At 59.4% G+C, this 15,589-nt stretch carries 15 protein-coding genes and 1 other RNA gene; 10 read left to right on the forward strand and 6 right to left on the reverse strand.

Translation table 11 applies throughout. From position 1 onward, the window contains the following. The first annotated feature begins 76 nt into the window (after window positions 1-76). Genes V6S97_RS05805 through V6S97_RS05815 form a run of 3 tightly spaced genes read left to right on the forward strand, consistent with a single transcriptional unit; the run spans window position 77 to window position 2,240 of the window. Window positions 77-478: a DUF350 domain-containing protein gene (locus tag V6S97_RS05805; RefSeq protein WP_004430732.1), complete on the forward strand. Its 402-nt coding sequence runs from the start codon at window positions 77-79 to the stop codon at window positions 476-478. 9 nt (window positions 479-487) lie between these two features. Next, window positions 488-1,081, forward strand: a complete 594-nt coding sequence (locus V6S97_RS05810; RefSeq protein ID WP_004430730.1) for a DUF1190 domain-containing protein — start codon at window positions 488-490, stop codon at window positions 1,079-1,081. A gap of 1 nt (window position 1,082) precedes the next feature. Next, window positions 1,083-2,240 carry a glutathionylspermidine synthase family protein gene (locus tag V6S97_RS05815; protein WP_111792677.1) on the forward strand — a complete coding sequence of 386 codons (1,158 nt, stop codon included), beginning with the start codon at window positions 1,083-1,085 and terminating at the stop codon, window positions 2,238-2,240. A 27-nt stretch (window positions 2,241-2,267) separates the two neighbouring features. On the opposite strand, the gene rnpB is transcribed toward V6S97_RS05815, so the two are convergent. The 6 genes from rnpB to V6S97_RS05845 form a co-directional block, all read right to left on the reverse strand. Next, window positions 2,268-2,669: RNase P RNA component class A (rnpB, locus tag V6S97_RS05820), an RNA gene on the reverse strand. A gap of 56 nt (window positions 2,670-2,725) precedes the next feature. After that, complete coding sequence (locus tag V6S97_RS05825) at window positions 2,726-3,916, reverse strand: FAD-dependent oxidoreductase (RefSeq protein ID WP_334426256.1); 1,191 nt, start codon at window positions 3,914-3,916, stop codon at window positions 2,726-2,728. 59 nt (window positions 3,917-3,975) lie between these two features. Continuing rightward, a complete protein-coding gene (locus V6S97_RS05830; protein ID WP_334426257.1) occupies window positions 3,976-5,163 on the reverse strand; it encodes an FAD-dependent oxidoreductase in 1,188 nt (395 codons plus the stop codon). Between the two features lie 92 nt (window positions 5,164-5,255). Then, window positions 5,256-5,795, reverse strand: coding sequence for a lytic transglycosylase domain-containing protein (locus V6S97_RS05835; RefSeq protein WP_003522187.1), 540 nt, complete (start codon window positions 5,793-5,795; stop codon window positions 5,256-5,258). A 248-nt stretch (window positions 5,796-6,043) separates the two neighbouring features. After that, window positions 6,044-6,823 carry an N-acetylmuramoyl-L-alanine amidase gene (locus V6S97_RS05840; protein WP_035263585.1) on the reverse strand — a complete coding sequence of 260 codons (780 nt, stop codon included), beginning with the start codon at window positions 6,821-6,823 and terminating at the stop codon, window positions 6,044-6,046. Continuing rightward, window positions 6,820-7,560 carry a J domain-containing protein gene (locus V6S97_RS05845; RefSeq protein ID WP_004430712.1) on the reverse strand — a complete coding sequence of 247 codons (741 nt, stop codon included), beginning with the start codon at window positions 7,558-7,560 and terminating at the stop codon, window positions 6,820-6,822. Before V6S97_RS05845 ends, V6S97_RS05840 begins: the two co-directional genes overlap by 4 nt. Before the next feature lie 319 nt (window positions 7,561-7,879). Between V6S97_RS05845 and V6S97_RS05850 the strand changes: the two genes are divergently transcribed. The 7 genes from V6S97_RS05850 to V6S97_RS05880 all read left to right on the forward strand — a co-directional run bounded on the left by V6S97_RS05850 (window position 7,880) and on the right by V6S97_RS05880 (window position 15,557). Further along, on the forward strand, window positions 7,880-9,091 hold the full coding sequence (locus V6S97_RS05850; RefSeq protein WP_004430709.1) for a pyrophosphate--fructose-6-phosphate 1-phosphotransferase: 1,212 nt from the start codon (window positions 7,880-7,882) through the stop codon (window positions 9,089-9,091). 52 nt (window positions 9,092-9,143) lie between these two features. Then, entirely contained in the window at window positions 9,144-9,779 is a 636-nt protein-coding gene (locus tag V6S97_RS05855) for a LysE family translocator (protein WP_111793450.1), read from the forward strand. Window positions 9,780-9,904: 125 nt separating this feature from the next. After that, on the forward strand, window positions 9,905-10,978 hold the full coding sequence (locus tag V6S97_RS05860) for a lytic transglycosylase domain-containing protein (RefSeq protein ID WP_334426259.1): 1,074 nt from the start codon (window positions 9,905-9,907) through the stop codon (window positions 10,976-10,978). 249 nt (window positions 10,979-11,227) lie between these two features. Then, window positions 11,228-12,478 (forward strand): DUF3419 family protein, encoded by a 1,251-nt coding sequence (locus V6S97_RS05865; RefSeq protein ID WP_060727415.1) that lies wholly within the window; start codon window positions 11,228-11,230, stop codon window positions 12,476-12,478. Continuing rightward, window positions 12,475-13,194, forward strand: a complete 720-nt coding sequence (locus V6S97_RS05870; RefSeq protein WP_004430702.1) for a class I SAM-dependent methyltransferase — start codon at window positions 12,475-12,477, stop codon at window positions 13,192-13,194. Before V6S97_RS05865 ends, V6S97_RS05870 begins: the two co-directional genes overlap by 4 nt. 234 nt (window positions 13,195-13,428) lie before the next feature. Then, entirely contained in the window at window positions 13,429-14,208 is a 780-nt protein-coding gene (locus V6S97_RS05875) for a glycoside hydrolase family 25 protein (RefSeq protein WP_060725255.1), read from the forward strand. A 122-nt stretch (window positions 14,209-14,330) separates the two neighbouring features. Beyond that, window positions 14,331-15,557 carry a lytic murein transglycosylase gene (locus V6S97_RS05880; RefSeq protein WP_004430698.1) on the forward strand — a complete coding sequence of 409 codons (1,227 nt, stop codon included), beginning with the start codon at window positions 14,331-14,333 and terminating at the stop codon, window positions 15,555-15,557. Window positions 15,558-15,589: the final 32 nt, after the last annotated feature.

The following is a 15,589-nucleotide window of genomic DNA, read 5'->3' on the forward strand; positions in this document are numbered from 1 at the left end:
CGCCGCCACGGCTTGACTTTTTAAACTTTCAATTGATTTTGATTTCTGAAGTTGTGTTTTTCATTGTGAGATAATAATGCCGAATTACGTGGCGGGCTTACCTGCCTTCTTAAGTTATTTTTTGATCGGCCTGGTCTGCCTGGCAGCTTTTTCCGCCATCTACACCCGCCTTACTCCCCACCGCGAAGGGGAGTTGATCAAGGCCGGCAACATCGCCGCCGTCGTCGCTTTTTTAGGGGCGTTGATCGGCTTCAGCCTGCCTCTGGCCTCGGCTGCGGCCAACTCCGTAAGCCTTCCCGATTATGTGGTCTGGGCGGTAATCGGCCTGCTGGTTCAGATTTTTGCATTCTACCTCGCCAAACTCAGCATGACCGACCTGCACCTGAAAATCATCGAGGATAATGTCGCGGCCGGGCTCTGGAGCGGCGGCATCGCTGTGGTCATCGGGATTCTGAACGCCGCCTGCATGGCGTATTGAGGAACAGACATGTATTTGGACGTGACAGAACATCCGCGTCTCGCCCTCGGTACGATTGCCGCAATAGGCCTTTTTATAGCTTTTTCACCGGAGGAAGAGGTCCTTTACACCTCGGTTGACAAATGCCTCGCCTCCGGTGTCTATCCCAAGGCTTGCCAGGCGGCATCCGAAGACGCCAGCCAGCACCACCTTGCCACTGCACCGAAATTTCGCAACATGGTCGCATGTGAAATGGAATACGGCGCGGGAAACTGTTCTGAGCTAAGGCAAAATCTCAATTCCAATAACGCCACCGGCACGAGCGTATTCGCACCTTCACCGGCAGGATTTGTCATGCCTCGGTCCATCGAAAACTTTGCAGACTATAGCGAATATCGTCGCCGTCAGCAAAACAGCAAGTCGGGCTCCTCTGGCGCGATGTCCGCCTATCGAAAACGCAACGGTGACCTCGTCACACCGGATGTGAGTGCCAGCGAACAGAACGGCGGCTCATTCGGAGGCGGCCCAGGCGGCGCGCTGGTGAGTGACGTGAAGACGCTCAACGCCAAAACGAACGTCAAGGGCCGTGGCGGATTCGGCGGCCACTCCTTTTCCGGAAGCTGACATGCGCCGCATCACAGTCCCACCGCGTCCAGATTGGCGTGAGAAGGCCAATGCTGTCGGTTTCTCCTTCCATGAAATGCACGGCGAACCTTACTGGGTGGACGATGCGGCCTATTGCTTCAGCCTTGATGAAATCGAACGCGATATCGAAGAACCGAGCCAAATCCTGCACGACATGTGCATGGATCTCGTCTCCGACATCGTAAACAGCGAGGAGGCGCTAACCCGTCTTGCCATCCCGCGCGATTATCACGACGTGATCCGAAATTCCTGGCAGCGGGGCGACCGCCACCTGTATGGCCGCTTCGATCTTGCCTATGACGGACATGGCCCCGCAAAGCTGCTCGAATATAACGCCGACACGCCCACTTCCGTCTTCGAAACGGGATATTTCCAATATAACTGGCTGACGGATCAGGTCGCCCTTGGGACGCTCCCGGCGCAAACCGACCAATTCAACTCGGTTCAGGAAGCCTTGATCGAAGCCTTTGGGCAATTCTCGCGAGACAGGATTTTCCATTTCGCGGCGGTCAGCGACAGCGCCGAAGATTGCGGCACGACGATTTACCTCATGGACTGTGCCATTCAGGCTGGCCACCGCGCCCAATTTCTCGATATCAGAGACATCGGCATCGATGCGAGCGGGCGTTATGCTGACCTCCAAAGTCGCGTCATCGAGCGCTGCTTCAAGCTTTATCCGTGGGAATTCATGTTACGGGAATCCTTTGCCGTCCATCTGCCTGCGCAGGACAGCATTTTCGTGGAGCCGGCCTGGAAAGCCGTACTATCGAACAAGGGCCTACTGCCCATGCTTTGGCAGCGGCATCCCAATCACCCGAATCTGCTGCCGAGTTTCTTTCCCGACGATCCGGCAATATATGAATTACGCGATTACGTGGTGAAGCCGCTTCTCTCGCGTGAGGGCGAAAATGTCAGCCTTTACCGAAACCGGCGCGAGATTTTATCGGCCCCGGGCAGTTACGGCAAAGAGGGGTATGTTTTTCAGGCCTACGCGCCATTGTTCAAGAGCGAGTTCGGATACGCCGTGCTCGGAAGCTGGATCGTCGCCGACCGACCCTGCGGGCTAGGCATTCGCGAGGACGTGTCGCCCATCACGGCAAATCTCTCCCGCTACGTTCCCCATATCATCGAGGGCTGATCCCCGCCGAAAAAGTCGGCAGGAAAATTCGCCAGTTGGCCTGTAAGCCGGGTTCTGTATGGCCCCGGTTTGACCCGGAACGTGGCAGCCATTCATCTGGGACGGCATTTGCATGCCGCCTCGCGCAACCCACCCGGATGACGGGCCTGGAAACCGGCTGTGAACGGGCTTTCGCCCATCCCGTGTCATCCCTATTCGGTCTTGCTCCCGGTGGGGTTTACCTTGCCGCCGCTGTTACCAGAAGCGCGGTGGGCTCTTACCCCACCCTTTCACCCTTACCATGCGATGCATGGCGGTTTGCTCTCTGTGGCACTTTCCCTGGGGTCACCCCCGCCGGACGTTATCCGGCACCGTATTTCCGTGGAGCCCGGACTTTCCTCACCTTACCGTCTTTCGACATTGGTAAAGCGCGGCTGCCCGGCCAACTGGCATGGGCTCCATAACCATGTTCCGGGGCGAAAGCCACCGAAAAGCGCAGGCAAGGACTAAAGAAATGTGGGTTTGAAATCCGTTGAGAAGGCCCCGTCGGCGATTTCTCCGTCCCGCAGCAGCACAGCGCCAAGCCGGCCGATCTCATCGGAGCTCTTGGCCGCCGTGCCGTTGCCGCCGGTCAGAACCGCGATGCGCGACGAGGCGGTGAAACCGATGGCCGGATAACCGCTCCCCGTTTTGGAGACGACGCAGGCGGCCATCGAGACACGCGAGAGATCAATGGAAGGCACGAGCGTTCCGACGATGTCAGAGAGATGATCCCGCACGCTTTCGCGTCCACCGGAGCGAAACCATTCCCGGATTTCCGGATCACTGCCGAGCCTCTTGTCATCGGGATCGCCGCCGATCTTCAGGTAGAATTTGCCATCGGGATAGCGCACCGGCGGCAGCAGATAGATATGTTTTGTCGGCTCTCGCGGCTCATAGATCAGCGACGGCATGTCCGCATATTGCCCAAGGTCACCCTCGCCTATCTCGAAGAAAGCGACGGTGCGTGCATAGACATCAAGAGCCACCGGCTGCGGCAGCAGATCTTTGGTGATCGAGAAGCCGCCGGCCGCCACCAGCACACGGTCTGCGGTATAAACCGCACCTGAAGCCGTCTGAACCGATGCCCGGCCATCCTCTTCCCGCGTCGAGACGACGATATCGTCGATAAGCGAGACACCTGCCTTTTCAGCGAGAATAGCCTGCGCCTTCACCAGCGCACGTGGATTGACGTATCCGGCATTCTTCCTCTCGAATACTCCCTCGCAACCCGGCTCGAAGGAGAAATAGGGAAAGCGGTTTTCGAGGCTTTGACCGTCCAGCAGTTCCGTCGAAACGTCGAGCCGCGCCGCCGCCTTGCGGACATCGTCAACAAAGGAATTGTCACCGCCCCGCTGAGGCCCCACCATCAGGCAGCCGACCGGAGCATAAAATTCAACGCCGCTTCTGGCCGCAATATCGGCATAACGCGCGATCGAGCGGTTGGCGAGCAGCGCCCAGTCTGCGTCACCATCGATGGTGCGGGTAATCCGCGCTTCGTCATAGTGGCTGGCGAAAACACCCTGATGCGATTCGATGTCGGCAGGTTCACCGGGACCGATCAGCGCGACGCCATCCACCGTTTCCGCCAGATGGCGGGCGGCGGCCGCACCCATCATGCCGCGACCCACGACGATATATTTGAAATGCTCCGACATGCCGCCCTCTTTACCCGCTCACTTCCGTCGCAACCTTTTAGCCGCTTCGTCCGTAAATGTCAGACGAAAACCGGCGACATTTCAGCGGCGAATTCATCCTCGGTCAGCTGGCCGTTCAGAAGCAGCACAGCACCCAGCCATCCAATCTCGTCCGAAGACTTGGCGGAGACGAAATTGCCGCCGGTCAGAACCGCGATATTGGAGGATTGCGTATAGCCGATATAGGGATAGCCGCTACGGGTAATGGAGGCGACACAGGAGCCGGAGGTCACGGGGCAGCCGGCAAGCGCCGGCATCAGGGATAGCGCCCGCTTTTTCAAAAATTCCACCTCACCCGGCGTACCGTCCGAGTGGAACCAGTCTACCGCTTCGGTGAGCGTTTCAAGCCTGCCCTTCTCGCTTTCGCCGCCGATCTTCAGATAGACTTTGCCATCGGGATAACGCACCGGCGGCAGGATATAGACGATGTCGTCCTCGGTCTCCGCGAGCACGATGGTGGACGGCATAGCGCCGAACAGGGCCTGCCTCGCCTCATCCAGCTCGAAAAACACGATGGTGCGGCCCGTTGCCGCCATATCGACCGGCGATGGAAGAAGTTCCGCCATGTTGGTAAAACCGCCCGTCGCAACGATGACCTTTTCGGCGGTATGGACGGCCCCGTCGCGGGTCGAAACCTCCACGCCATGGGAGGTGTCGCGAATATGCGCCGCCGTCTCACGCAGCAGTTTCGCACCCTGCACCTCGGCAATGGCGCACTGCGCCTTCACCAGAGCGCGCGGATTGACGTGACCGGCATTCTGCGCCTCGAAATAACCGTCGTGATCGGCCGGCAGGGAGAACATCGGAAACCGGTCAACGAGCACATCGCTGCCGAGTGTCTCTACACCAAGACCGAGACGGTCGACCGAGGAAAGGGCGCGCGAGACATAATCTCCCGCAAGACCCTTACCGTTGCCGGTGAACAGGCAACCTGCTTCGGTAAAAAAGCGGATGCCGCTTTTGGCCTCGATCTCCGCATAACGGCGGATGGAGCGTTGCGCCAGTTCCGCCCAGACCGGATCGCCGTCAAACCCGCGGGTGATGCGCGCCTCATCGTAATGACTTGAAAACACACCCTGATGGGTCTTGCGGTCAGCGGGTTCGCCCGGTCCGATCAGCGCCACGCCATCCATTTGCGCCGAAAGATGCCGCGCCGCGGCCGCTCCCATCATCCCGGCCCCGACCACGATATATTTGAAATCCGGCATGTCATGCTCCGTATCAGCTTTGTTTCTGACTACAGCATGCCGGGCCGAACCGGAATCGCTTTTCGCAATTTAACAAGCAATACAAACCGGCCTCAGCCGGCCAGCAGCGCCTGCACCTTGCCGCAATAACGCTTGGAGACCGGGTTCATGCGGGTGGCGCCATGACCGGCGTTGTAGCGCAGGATCGTGCTGCAGACCTGGCCGCCGCCCAGCTGATGCGCCGTCGCCAGATATTGCATGCCCCAGCGAATATTGGTCTCGGGATCGTAGAGCGCCTTGGTGGTGCCGCGATAGCCCATCATCCGCGCCGTTGCCGGCTTGATCTGCATCAGCCCGACTTCACCTGCGCTGCCGCGGGCCTTCGGATTGAATTTGCTTTCGACCGAAACCACGGCATGCGCCAGATTGGTGGGAACGCCGTAACGCTTGGCATATTTGACGATCAGATCGGAATAATCGTTCCTGAGCGAGGAAGGCAGGCTCTTTTCGGGGATGGGATAACCGGGCTTGCGGAAGAAGGTCTCCAGCGTCACGGTTTTGGTCTTGACGTCCTCGTCTTTGGCAAAAGCAATCCCCGCCTGCGAAGCGAGCATAACAACGCCCGCCACGACAGCAACAACAACCCTGTTCATATGTAGAAAAATTCTCCAGATCGGATGACCGAAACAATGAAGCGACACAAATAGTCTGCGCCCGGAAAGTCGATCGCGACCTTCCGCTGTCCAGTCTCCTTGATTGATATTGACGGTAAGTTCCCCTGAAGAACGACACCGCATGCAGTGACGTTCTTAAACTTCCTCAATGCGGATTAACTGTGGCACAAGAAAAAAAGCGACTTGAACACGCTGGAAAAGCGGGAATGCTTTTCCAGAATCGGCGGTTAAGCGCCCGAAAATCTCGGCAGGCTGGCGATCAGCCGGTGCAGCGTGTCAATGGTGGAGAAATCCGCGATGCCATCCACCAGAGCAGGGCGGAAATGCCGCTGGAAAGCAGCCACGGCGCCTTCGGTTTTTTCGCAATAAGCGCCTGTTATTTCAACGCCATAACCATAAATGGACAGCATCGACTGCAGCGCTTCGACCGGCTGGCCATGGTCCCCGCGCTGAAAAAAGCGCCCGCCACGGATCGGCGCAGGCTCCACCCAATGGCCGACACCCTGCTGCGACAGGATGTCCCATGGGAATTTTTCACCCGGATCGACCTTGCGGATCGGGGCGACATCCGAATGCGCCAACACCCTTTCAGGGGCGATATTCCAGCGCTGGCCGCAATCGCGACACAATTCGATGACGGCTTCGATCTGCTTTTTCGGAAATTCCGGCAGGCCGCCTGGATGGCCCTGGTTGGCAATTTCGACACCAATAGAGCGGGAATTGATGTCTTCGTCCCCCGCCCAGGTACTTTTGCCCGCATGCCAGGCACGGCGGGTTTCCGACACGAGCTGGATGACGCGCCCGTCCTCGAAGACGAAATAATGGCTGGAGACCTGGCTTTCGGGATTGCAGAGCCATGACAGCGCACCATCGGCCGTCGTCATGCCGGTATAGTGCAGAAGAATGATGTCAGGACCGGCTACACCCAGCCTTTCGCCATGATTAGGCGAAGGCGCAACGGCTGCGCCCCCGAAATCCGGGGTAAAATCCGGCAGACATTCACTCATGCGACGCGGCGTTCTTTCTCAATGGCCGCATAAGCGGCGTTGAGAGCCGCCATACGCTCATTCGCGGCCGCATGCAATTCCATGGGAACGCCGCGGGCGATGAGCTTGTCGGGATGGTGTTCGGCAACCAGCGTTCGGTACCGCTTGCGGATATCCAGAAAATCGTCCGAAGGTGAAACACCGAGTACGCGGTAAGGGTCGCGCCCGTCCATGTGGACGTGCCGCGCCATGATCGTTTCGAAATGATCTTCGGTGATACGGAAGATTTCCGCGATCCGGCCGAGGAAGGCCAACTCCCGCTCGTGGATCAGCCCGTCGGCCTTGGCGATGTGGAACAGGCCGTCGATGACACTTTCCAGCATCTCGCAATTGGCGTGCCCGGAACCACAAAGACCCGCCAGCCGCTCCGCATAGGCTTCGTAACCGGCAACGTCCTGACGCGCGAGGTTATAAAGACGAGCGACGTTCTTGGCTTCTTCTTCCGGGAAATCGAAAATCTGCCGGAAAGCGCGAACCTCGGCATCGTTGACGACCCCGTCGGCCTTCGCCATCTTGGCGGAAAGTGCAATGATGGCCACGGAAAAGGAAACCTTGCGGCGGGTTTCCGGATCACCTTCGAAAAGGGTGCGGATGGCTTCCACCACGCGCCCGAGCGCACCGCCTGCCGCGTCGCCGATTGCGCCGAGCAGCCGTTCCCACAGGGATGAAATTTGCAGACACGCGAAATCGAACATCATGCGACAAGCATGACGGGATATTGCCGCGAATGCAATATGTCCAGCGGTCCGGCGGCATTAACTTTTATTCATCTTTGCGACAGTTTTGCTTCAGGAACAAGAGTGCGGCAGACGATGGGACCACGGTTTTCCACAGACGGCGGATAGCCGGCCACCGGCTATGCCGATTGAAACGATTATATTTCGCCACTTTGCTCAAGCCGCTGAAAAACCGCGAGAAATCCGCGTTTTTCTTCATAAATTCACTTTACACCTACACGCGGCTGTCGCATCCATTTGCCAGACATGTCTTTGGGTATATGTGAAAAGGAGAGCCATGATGGCCAAACAGAAAGTCGCAATGCTGACCGCGGGTGGCCTTGCGCCCTGTCTCTCTTCGGCCGTGGGCGGCCTGATCGAGCGTTACAGCGACATTGCGCCCGAGATCGACATCATCGCTTACCGCTCGGGTTATCAGGGCGTGCTTCTGGGTGACCGTATCGAAATCAACAAAGACATGCGGGAAAAGGCGCATCTGCTGCACCGTTACGGCGGTTCGCCGATCGGCAACAGCCGCGTCAAGCTCACCAATGCCGCCGATTGCGCCAAGCGCGGTCTGGTCAAGGAAGGCGACAATCCGCTGCGCGTCGCCGCTGACCGGCTGGCGGCCGACGGCATCACCATTCTCCACACCATCGGCGGTGACGACACCAACACGACGGCTGCGGACCTTGCCGCCTATCTCGGCGCGAACGGCTATAACCTCACCGTCGTCGGCCTGCCGAAGACGGTGGATAATGACGTGGTGCCGATCAAGCAGTCGCTCGGCGCCTGGACGGCCGCCGAAGTCGGCGCCTCCTTCTTTGACAATGTCAGCAACGAGCAGAGCGCTGCACCGAAGACCTTCGTCATCCACGAAGTCATGGGCCGCCATTGCGGCTGGCTGACGGCCGCCACCGCCCGCGCCTATATCCAGAAGACCAGCGGCAATGAATATGTCGAAGGCCTGATGATGAACACGCAGATGAAGAACATCGACGGCATCTACCTGCCGGAAATGGCCTTCGACATCGAGGCGGAAGCCGAGCGCCTGAAGGAAATCATGGACAAAAACGGCTATGTCACGCTGTTCGTGTCGGAAGGCGCCGGCCTTGATTCGATCGTTGCCGAACGCGAAGCGTCCGGAGAGGCCGTCAAGCGCGACGCCTTCGGCCACGTCAAGATCGACACGATCAATGTTGGCGGCTGGTTCCAGAAGCAGTTCGCCAGCCTCATCGGCGCGGAACGCTCCATGGTACAGAAATCGGGTTACTTCGCCCGCTCCGCCGCCGCCAATGGGGACGATCTGCGCCTCATCCAGGGCATGGTCGATCTCGCCGTCGAAAGCGCGCTCAACAAGGTCTCTGGCGTCACCGGCCATGACGAAGACCAGAATGGCAAATTGCGGACGATCGAGTTTCCGCGTATCAAGGGCGGAAAGCATTTCGACCTCTCTGCAAAATGGTTTACCGAAGTGATGGAACACGTCGGTCAGCCGTTCACAGCGGCCTGATTTTACGATAGTCTAAAATAAGACGGCGACAGGGAGGGCAAGGAGGAAGAGAATGTCTGGACAGGCCTGGCTGATTTTTTGTGCAGCATGTGCCGTTGTGTTCGCACTCCCCTCTCCCCTTGTATTCTCTGTTGCCTCCTATGCCGCCATCCGCGGCAAAAAGACGGTCTTCGCCTCCGCTGTCGGCGGCGCGCTCGGCATCGTCACGGCCATGATGATTTCGGCCATTCCGGTGGCCGGTCTCGCCTACCTGCCGCAATCCTTCGTGGAAATCGTGCAATGGGCCGGCATCGGCTGGCTGATGCTGTTTCTGTTGTGGACCTTCGCCACGCCGGCCGCCCAGGCGGCCAATGCCGATAATGACAATCTGCCGGGCAAATCCTGGAGCGGCATTTTCCGCGATTGTTACGCCATTGCCGCTTTGCGCCCGCGCTACTTCACTTTCTTTCTGGCGCTGTTGCCACAATTCGTTTCCACGTCAGGCAACACAATTGAAACGCTCGCCATGGCGCAGGCCGCCATCCTGCTTCTGGCGCTTGTGATTCTGACCGCGCAGGCGCTGTTTGCCGGCCCGACGCTCGCGCTGGTGCGCCGCATGTCGGGCGACAAGAAAATCCGGCCGAAATACCGCACTCACTTCATTTCCGGCCGCGCTGTCAGCGCCGGATACAGGCGCATCGCAGCCTGAAAAACCGGGCCGCCACGTCCCGGCTTGCCGCTATCCTTACAATAGGTTAATGAAGGCTCGACGGGACACTGCCTGCTTCGCTCGACGCGGGGGTATCGAAAGACAGGCATAACGAAGGCGGCAACATGCGAAATTCGGGCAAATTCCGCGGAAGAAGTGCACTTCTTCTGTCTTCCACCGTGGGTCTGGCACTGGCATTGAGCGCATGCACAAGCGTCGAATATACTGCGAAGGAAGGGCCTAACGGCCCGAATATCGCGACGGTCAATCCCGCGACCACTCCTGCGCAAACATCGACGCAGCCGGCAACGGCCGAAGCCGCAGCGGGCGCAACCTCGGCAGCATCAGCGGTGCAGACCGCCGAAACCGCAACCTCTTCCCAGCCAGCAGCACTTCCCACCGCCGTCGCCGTCAAGGGCGGACGCGTGGCCCTGCCGCCGGCGTCCGAAATCGCAGCCGCCGCAGCCATCACCGCCCAGATGCAGCCGCACCAGACGGAAGTGGCTCAGGCCGCAGGGGCGACATCCGCACCCACCGCCGTTGCAGCACTCGCGCCGACAGGCGCCGCTCCCGCGGCAGCAGCCATCGAAACGGCGGCCAAGCCGGCTGCCCACAATGCCGCCGCCGATCTGCCGCAGGTGGTTGCCATCAAGGGCAGCTTCCCTCCCGCACCGCCGCCGCCCGGCTCGCCCTCCATCGGCACCGAACTGACGGCGGAACGCAAAGTCATTCCGCTACCGAAGCCGGACAGCACGGTTCTGGCCTATGCCGCCGGCCCCACCAATGCCGCACTTGCCGCCATCCGGCAGAACGAATCAATGACGGCGCCGCTCAATTCCGCGCCGGCTGGACGCGAAAAGCTGAGCGGCCTTATTACCAAATACGCCACCATGTATGATGTGCCGGAAGATCTGGTTCACCGCGTGGTGCAGCGCGAGAGCCGATACAATCCCGGCGCCTATAGCAGCGGCAATTTCGGCCTGATGCAGATTCGGCACGCCACGGCCCGCTCCATGGGCTTCGATGGCCCCGCCTCCGGCCTCTTCGATGCCGAAACCAATCTCAAATACGCCGTCAAATATCTGCGCGGCGCATGGGTTGTGGCTGGTAACGACCGCGACAATGCCGTCCGGCTTTACGCACGCGGTTATTATTACGATGCCAAGCGCAAGGGCATGCTGCACGTTCTGCGCAAGTGATGGCCTCTGGCGGCGCTGGGAGCGCCGTGCAGCTAAGCAGCCTTTCCAAATAAACGCCGCGACGTTTTTTTCGTCATCCTCGGGACCAGCCCGAGGATGACGCCGTATCCAATGGAAGCTTATCGGCAATCCGAGATACGGGCTGGTTTTCCGCCGTCTCCTTTATTCCCCGTCTTTGCCCACAGCCCCTGTCATCAAATTGTAGTGTCACGGCTGTAGACGCCTCTCAATCGACTGAGAGGTGAACATATGACGAGTGCGGCACCCAAGACCGGCTTCAGCAAGAACACAAAACTGAAGTCCGCATTGCTCCAGCACAAGGCGCTCTCAAAAAGCGGATTGTCCGAGCGCTTCTTCGGCGTCCTCTTTTCCGGCCTCGTCTATCCACAGATCTGGGAAGACCCTGAGATCGACATGGAAGCGATGGAGCTTGGCGAAGGCCACCGCATCGTCACCATCGGCTCGGGCGGCTGCAACATGCTGGCCTATCTCTCCCGCAACCCTGCCAGCATCGATGTGGTTGATCTCAACCCGCATCACATTGCGCTGAACAAGCTGAAGCTTGCCGCGTTTCGCCATCTGCCGGCCCATCAGGATGTGGTGCGCCATTTCGGCCGCGCCAACACCCGCAGCAACAGCCACGGTTATGACCGCTTCATCGCCGAGCATCTCGACGCCACGACCAAGGCTTACTGGTCGAAGCGCACCCTTTCCGGCCGCCGCCGCATCTCGGTGTTCGACAGGAACATCTACCGTACCGGCCTGCTCGGCCGCTTCATCGGCGCCGGCCATCTCATGGCCCGGCTGCATGGCGTGAAACTCACCGAAATGGCCAAGACCCGGACGCTGGACGAACAGCGCCAGTTTTTCGACAACAAGGTCGCACCGCTATTCGACAAGCCGGTAGTGCGCTGGCTGACGAAGCGCAAAAGCTCGCTTTTCGGCCTCGGCATTCCGCCCCGACAATATGACGAGCTGGCAAGCCTTTCCGACGACGGCACGGTTGCCTCCGTGCTGAAGGAGCGGCTCGAAAAGCTCGCCTGCAACTTCCCGCTCAGCGACAATTATTTCGCCTGGCAGGCCTTCGCGCGCCGTTACCCGGAGCCGCATGAAGGCGCACTGCCTGCCTATCTCAAGCCGGAATATTACGAGACGATCCGCAACAACACGGCGCGCGTCGCAGTGCACCACGCCACCTATACCGAGCTTCTCTCGCGCAAGCCGGCAAGCGCCGTCGACCGCTACATCCTCCTCGACGCGCAGGACTGGATGACGGACGTGCAGCTCAACGAATTGTGGTCGCAGATCAGCCGCACCGCCGCCTCGGGCGCACGCATCATCTTTCGCACCGCCGCCGAAAAGAGCGTCATCGAAGGTCGGCTTTCCCCTGATATCCGCAACCAGTGGGTCTATCTCGAAGAGCGCTCCAACGAGCTCAACGCCATGGACCGCTCGGCCATCTACGGCGGCTTCCATATTTACGAGAGGGCTATGGCATGAAAACCATCGGCGAGAATGTGGGCCTTGCAGACAGCGCGCATGCGAGCCTGATGGACCGCATGTATCGCCACCAGCGGCATATCTACGATATAACCCGCAAATATTACCTTCTCGGCCGCGACAGGACCATTTCCGGCCTCAACGTGCCGAAGGGCGGCACGTTGCTGGAAGTGGGCTGCGGCACCGGTCGCAACCTGCTGCTGGCCAGCCGCAAGTTTCCGGACGCGAAACTGTTTGGCCTCGACATTTCCGCCGAAATGCTACTGACCGCCTCCGAGAATTTCGCCGGCAAGGCGGAACGCCCCATTCTGCGCGTGGCCGATGCCACCGCCTTCCGTGCTTCTGAATTCGGCCAGTCCGAAGGCTTCGACCGCGTCATGATCCCCTATGCGCTGTCGATGATACCGGACTGGGAAAAGGCGATCGAACAGGCGCTCACGGCGGTAAAACCAGGCGGTTCGCTGCATATTGTCGATTTCGGCCAGCAGGAACAGTTGCCGAATTGGTTCCGCACGCTTCTGCAAGCCTGGCTCACCCGCTTTCACGTTACGCCCCGCGCCAATCTCCGCTATGTTCTGGCCAATATGGCCGGCCGTTTTGACGGTAACCTCGAATTCGAGGAAATCGCCCGGGGCTATGCGTGGCGGGCTGTCATCACACTTCCGGTCGTTGAAGCGCAGCAGCCGAAAATCCACCGCATATTGGCCGACGCCTGATTCCCGGGGGCGGTGCGAATCTTTGGGGGCCAAAGGGGGGGCGACCTCAAGGCTCCTGCCGGGCCAGATTTCGGCGTTAAAACCGCAAACCGCTTCGAATCCAGCGACTTGCGGGGTGCAAAAAGCACGTTGCCCCTTGCCATATCAGTTTGTTTACCATGTTATGCATAAATCGGGAGATACGGCGCGCCATTTTGCTGCCGTGGGATGGGCAACATTTTCATCAGGATTCCAATGCGGCTGCGTTTATCGGCACTATTGTCGGCTTTGCTGTTGATCGGCGGCTGCACCTCCACCAGCTATGACCTGCTGGAAACCGCATCCGTTTCCAAACCGAAATTTTCCGATACCGATCCGCAGGATTTCGGCATGAACAACCCGCACCGTCATGAGGTGCACGGCATCGACGTGTCCAAATGGAATGGTGATGTCGACTGGCAGACCGTCCGCAAGTCAGGTGTTTCCTTCGTCTTCATCAAGGCGACAGAGGGATCGGACCGCATCGATCCGAAGTTCGGCGACCATTGGCGTAGCGCGGCAGCCGCGGATATTCTGCACGCGCCCTATCATTTCTATTATTTCTGCTCGACAGCGGATGCCCAGGCGGACTGGTTCATTCGCAACGTGCCAAAGGATGCCGTCACCCTGCCGCCGGTTCTCGACGTGGAGTGGAACCCCTCCTCGCCCACCTGCAAGACGCGCCCGGCGCCGGGCGTCGTTCGCACCGAGATGCAGCGTTTCCTTGATCGTATCGAGGCCCATTATGGCAAGCGCCCGATCATCTATACCTCTGTTGATTTCCACCGCGACAACCTCGTCGGTCAGTTCAAGGATTACCATTTCTGGGTGCGTTCCGTTGCCGCCCATCCGGCCAAGATCTACGAAGATCGCAAATGGGCCTTCTGGCAATATACGGCAACCGGCGTCGTGCCCGGCGTAAACGGTCCAACCGACATCAATGTCTTTGCCGGCACGGAGAAAAACTGGCGGAAATGGATTGCTTCGGCCAAATAAGACGGCCAAGAAGCAACACTTTCGAAAAATCGGCGTTGTTCTGCAACGTCAGATCGCACGGTCCGTTTTTTTGTCGCAAACATATGGGTAAAGCGGGCTAACAACCTATCGAGGAAATTCCCATGCCCACGTTCCGGTCGCGCAGCATCGTTTTTGCCGCCGCTTTGTCGCTTCTTTCCACCGCCTCCGCCTTTGCCACCCCGCCCGTTGCCTCGCCTGAGGATCCCAAGCAGGTTGCCTGCGGCGGCGATCTCGGCGCATTCCTTGAAGGCGTGAAAGCCGATGCGCTCGCCAAGGGCATTCCGGCCGATGCTATTCAGAAGGCGCTTGCGGGCGCGCAGATCGATCCGAAAGTGCTCTCGCGTGACCGCGCCCAGGGCGTCTTCCGCCAGACCTTCCTGGAATTCTCCCAGCGCACCGTCAGCCAGGCCCGTCTGGATATCGGCCGCAAGAAGCTGCAGGAACTCTCCTCCACCTTCGCCCGCGCCGAAGGTGAATATGGTGTACCGGCCGGCGTCATCGCCGCCTTCTGGGCCATGGAGACGGATTTTGGCGCCGTGCAGGGCGATTTCAACACCCGTAACGCGCTGGTGACCCTTTCGCATGATTGCCGCCGCCCGGAACTCTTCCGCCCGCAGCTACTGGCATTGATCGAAATGGTCCAGCATGGCGATCTCGATCCCGCTGCCAACACCGGTGCGTGGGCCGGTGAAATCGGCCAGGTGCAGATGCTGCCCAAGGACATCATCGCCTTCGGCGTCGATGGTGATGGCGACGGTCACATCAACGTCAAGAGCAGCGCCCCGGATGCGATCCTGACGGCTGCGAAATTCATCCAGCATCTCGGTTTCAAGAAGGGCGAACCCTGGATCCAGGAAGTGTCGCTGCCGGAAAACCTGCCCTGGGAAAAGTCCGGCCTTGGCGGCCCGCTGACCGCCGGTGACTGGTTCGCGCTGGGCGTAACCCCGCGCGACGGCAACAAGAACTTCGCCACCCTGCCCGCGGCCCTCATCATGCCGCAGGGGCGCAAGGGACCGACCTTCATCACCTATCCGAACTTCAACATCTATCTGGAATGGAACCAGTCGTTCATCTACACGACCTCGGCCGCGTATTTCGCCACCCGCCTGATGGGCTCCCCCGTTTACAACAAGGGCAATCCGGAGCCCGGTTTCGATGACGCGACGATGAAGGAGCTTCAGACCAAGCTCGAAGCGCGCGGACACAATGTCGGCAAGGTGGATGGCATTCTCGGTTCCGGCACCCGCGTCGCCATCCAGAAGGAGCAGCAGCGTCTCGGACTGCCCGCCGATGGCTGGCCGTCTACCGCACTTCTGCAGGCGCTTTAAGCAATCTTAACGGCGCCTTCCGGCCTTTAATC

It is taken from the genome of Agrobacterium sp. CCNWLW155 (genome assembly GCF_036888815.1).
Classification (GTDB): Bacteria; Pseudomonadota; Alphaproteobacteria; order Rhizobiales; family Rhizobiaceae; genus Agrobacterium; species Agrobacterium radiobacter.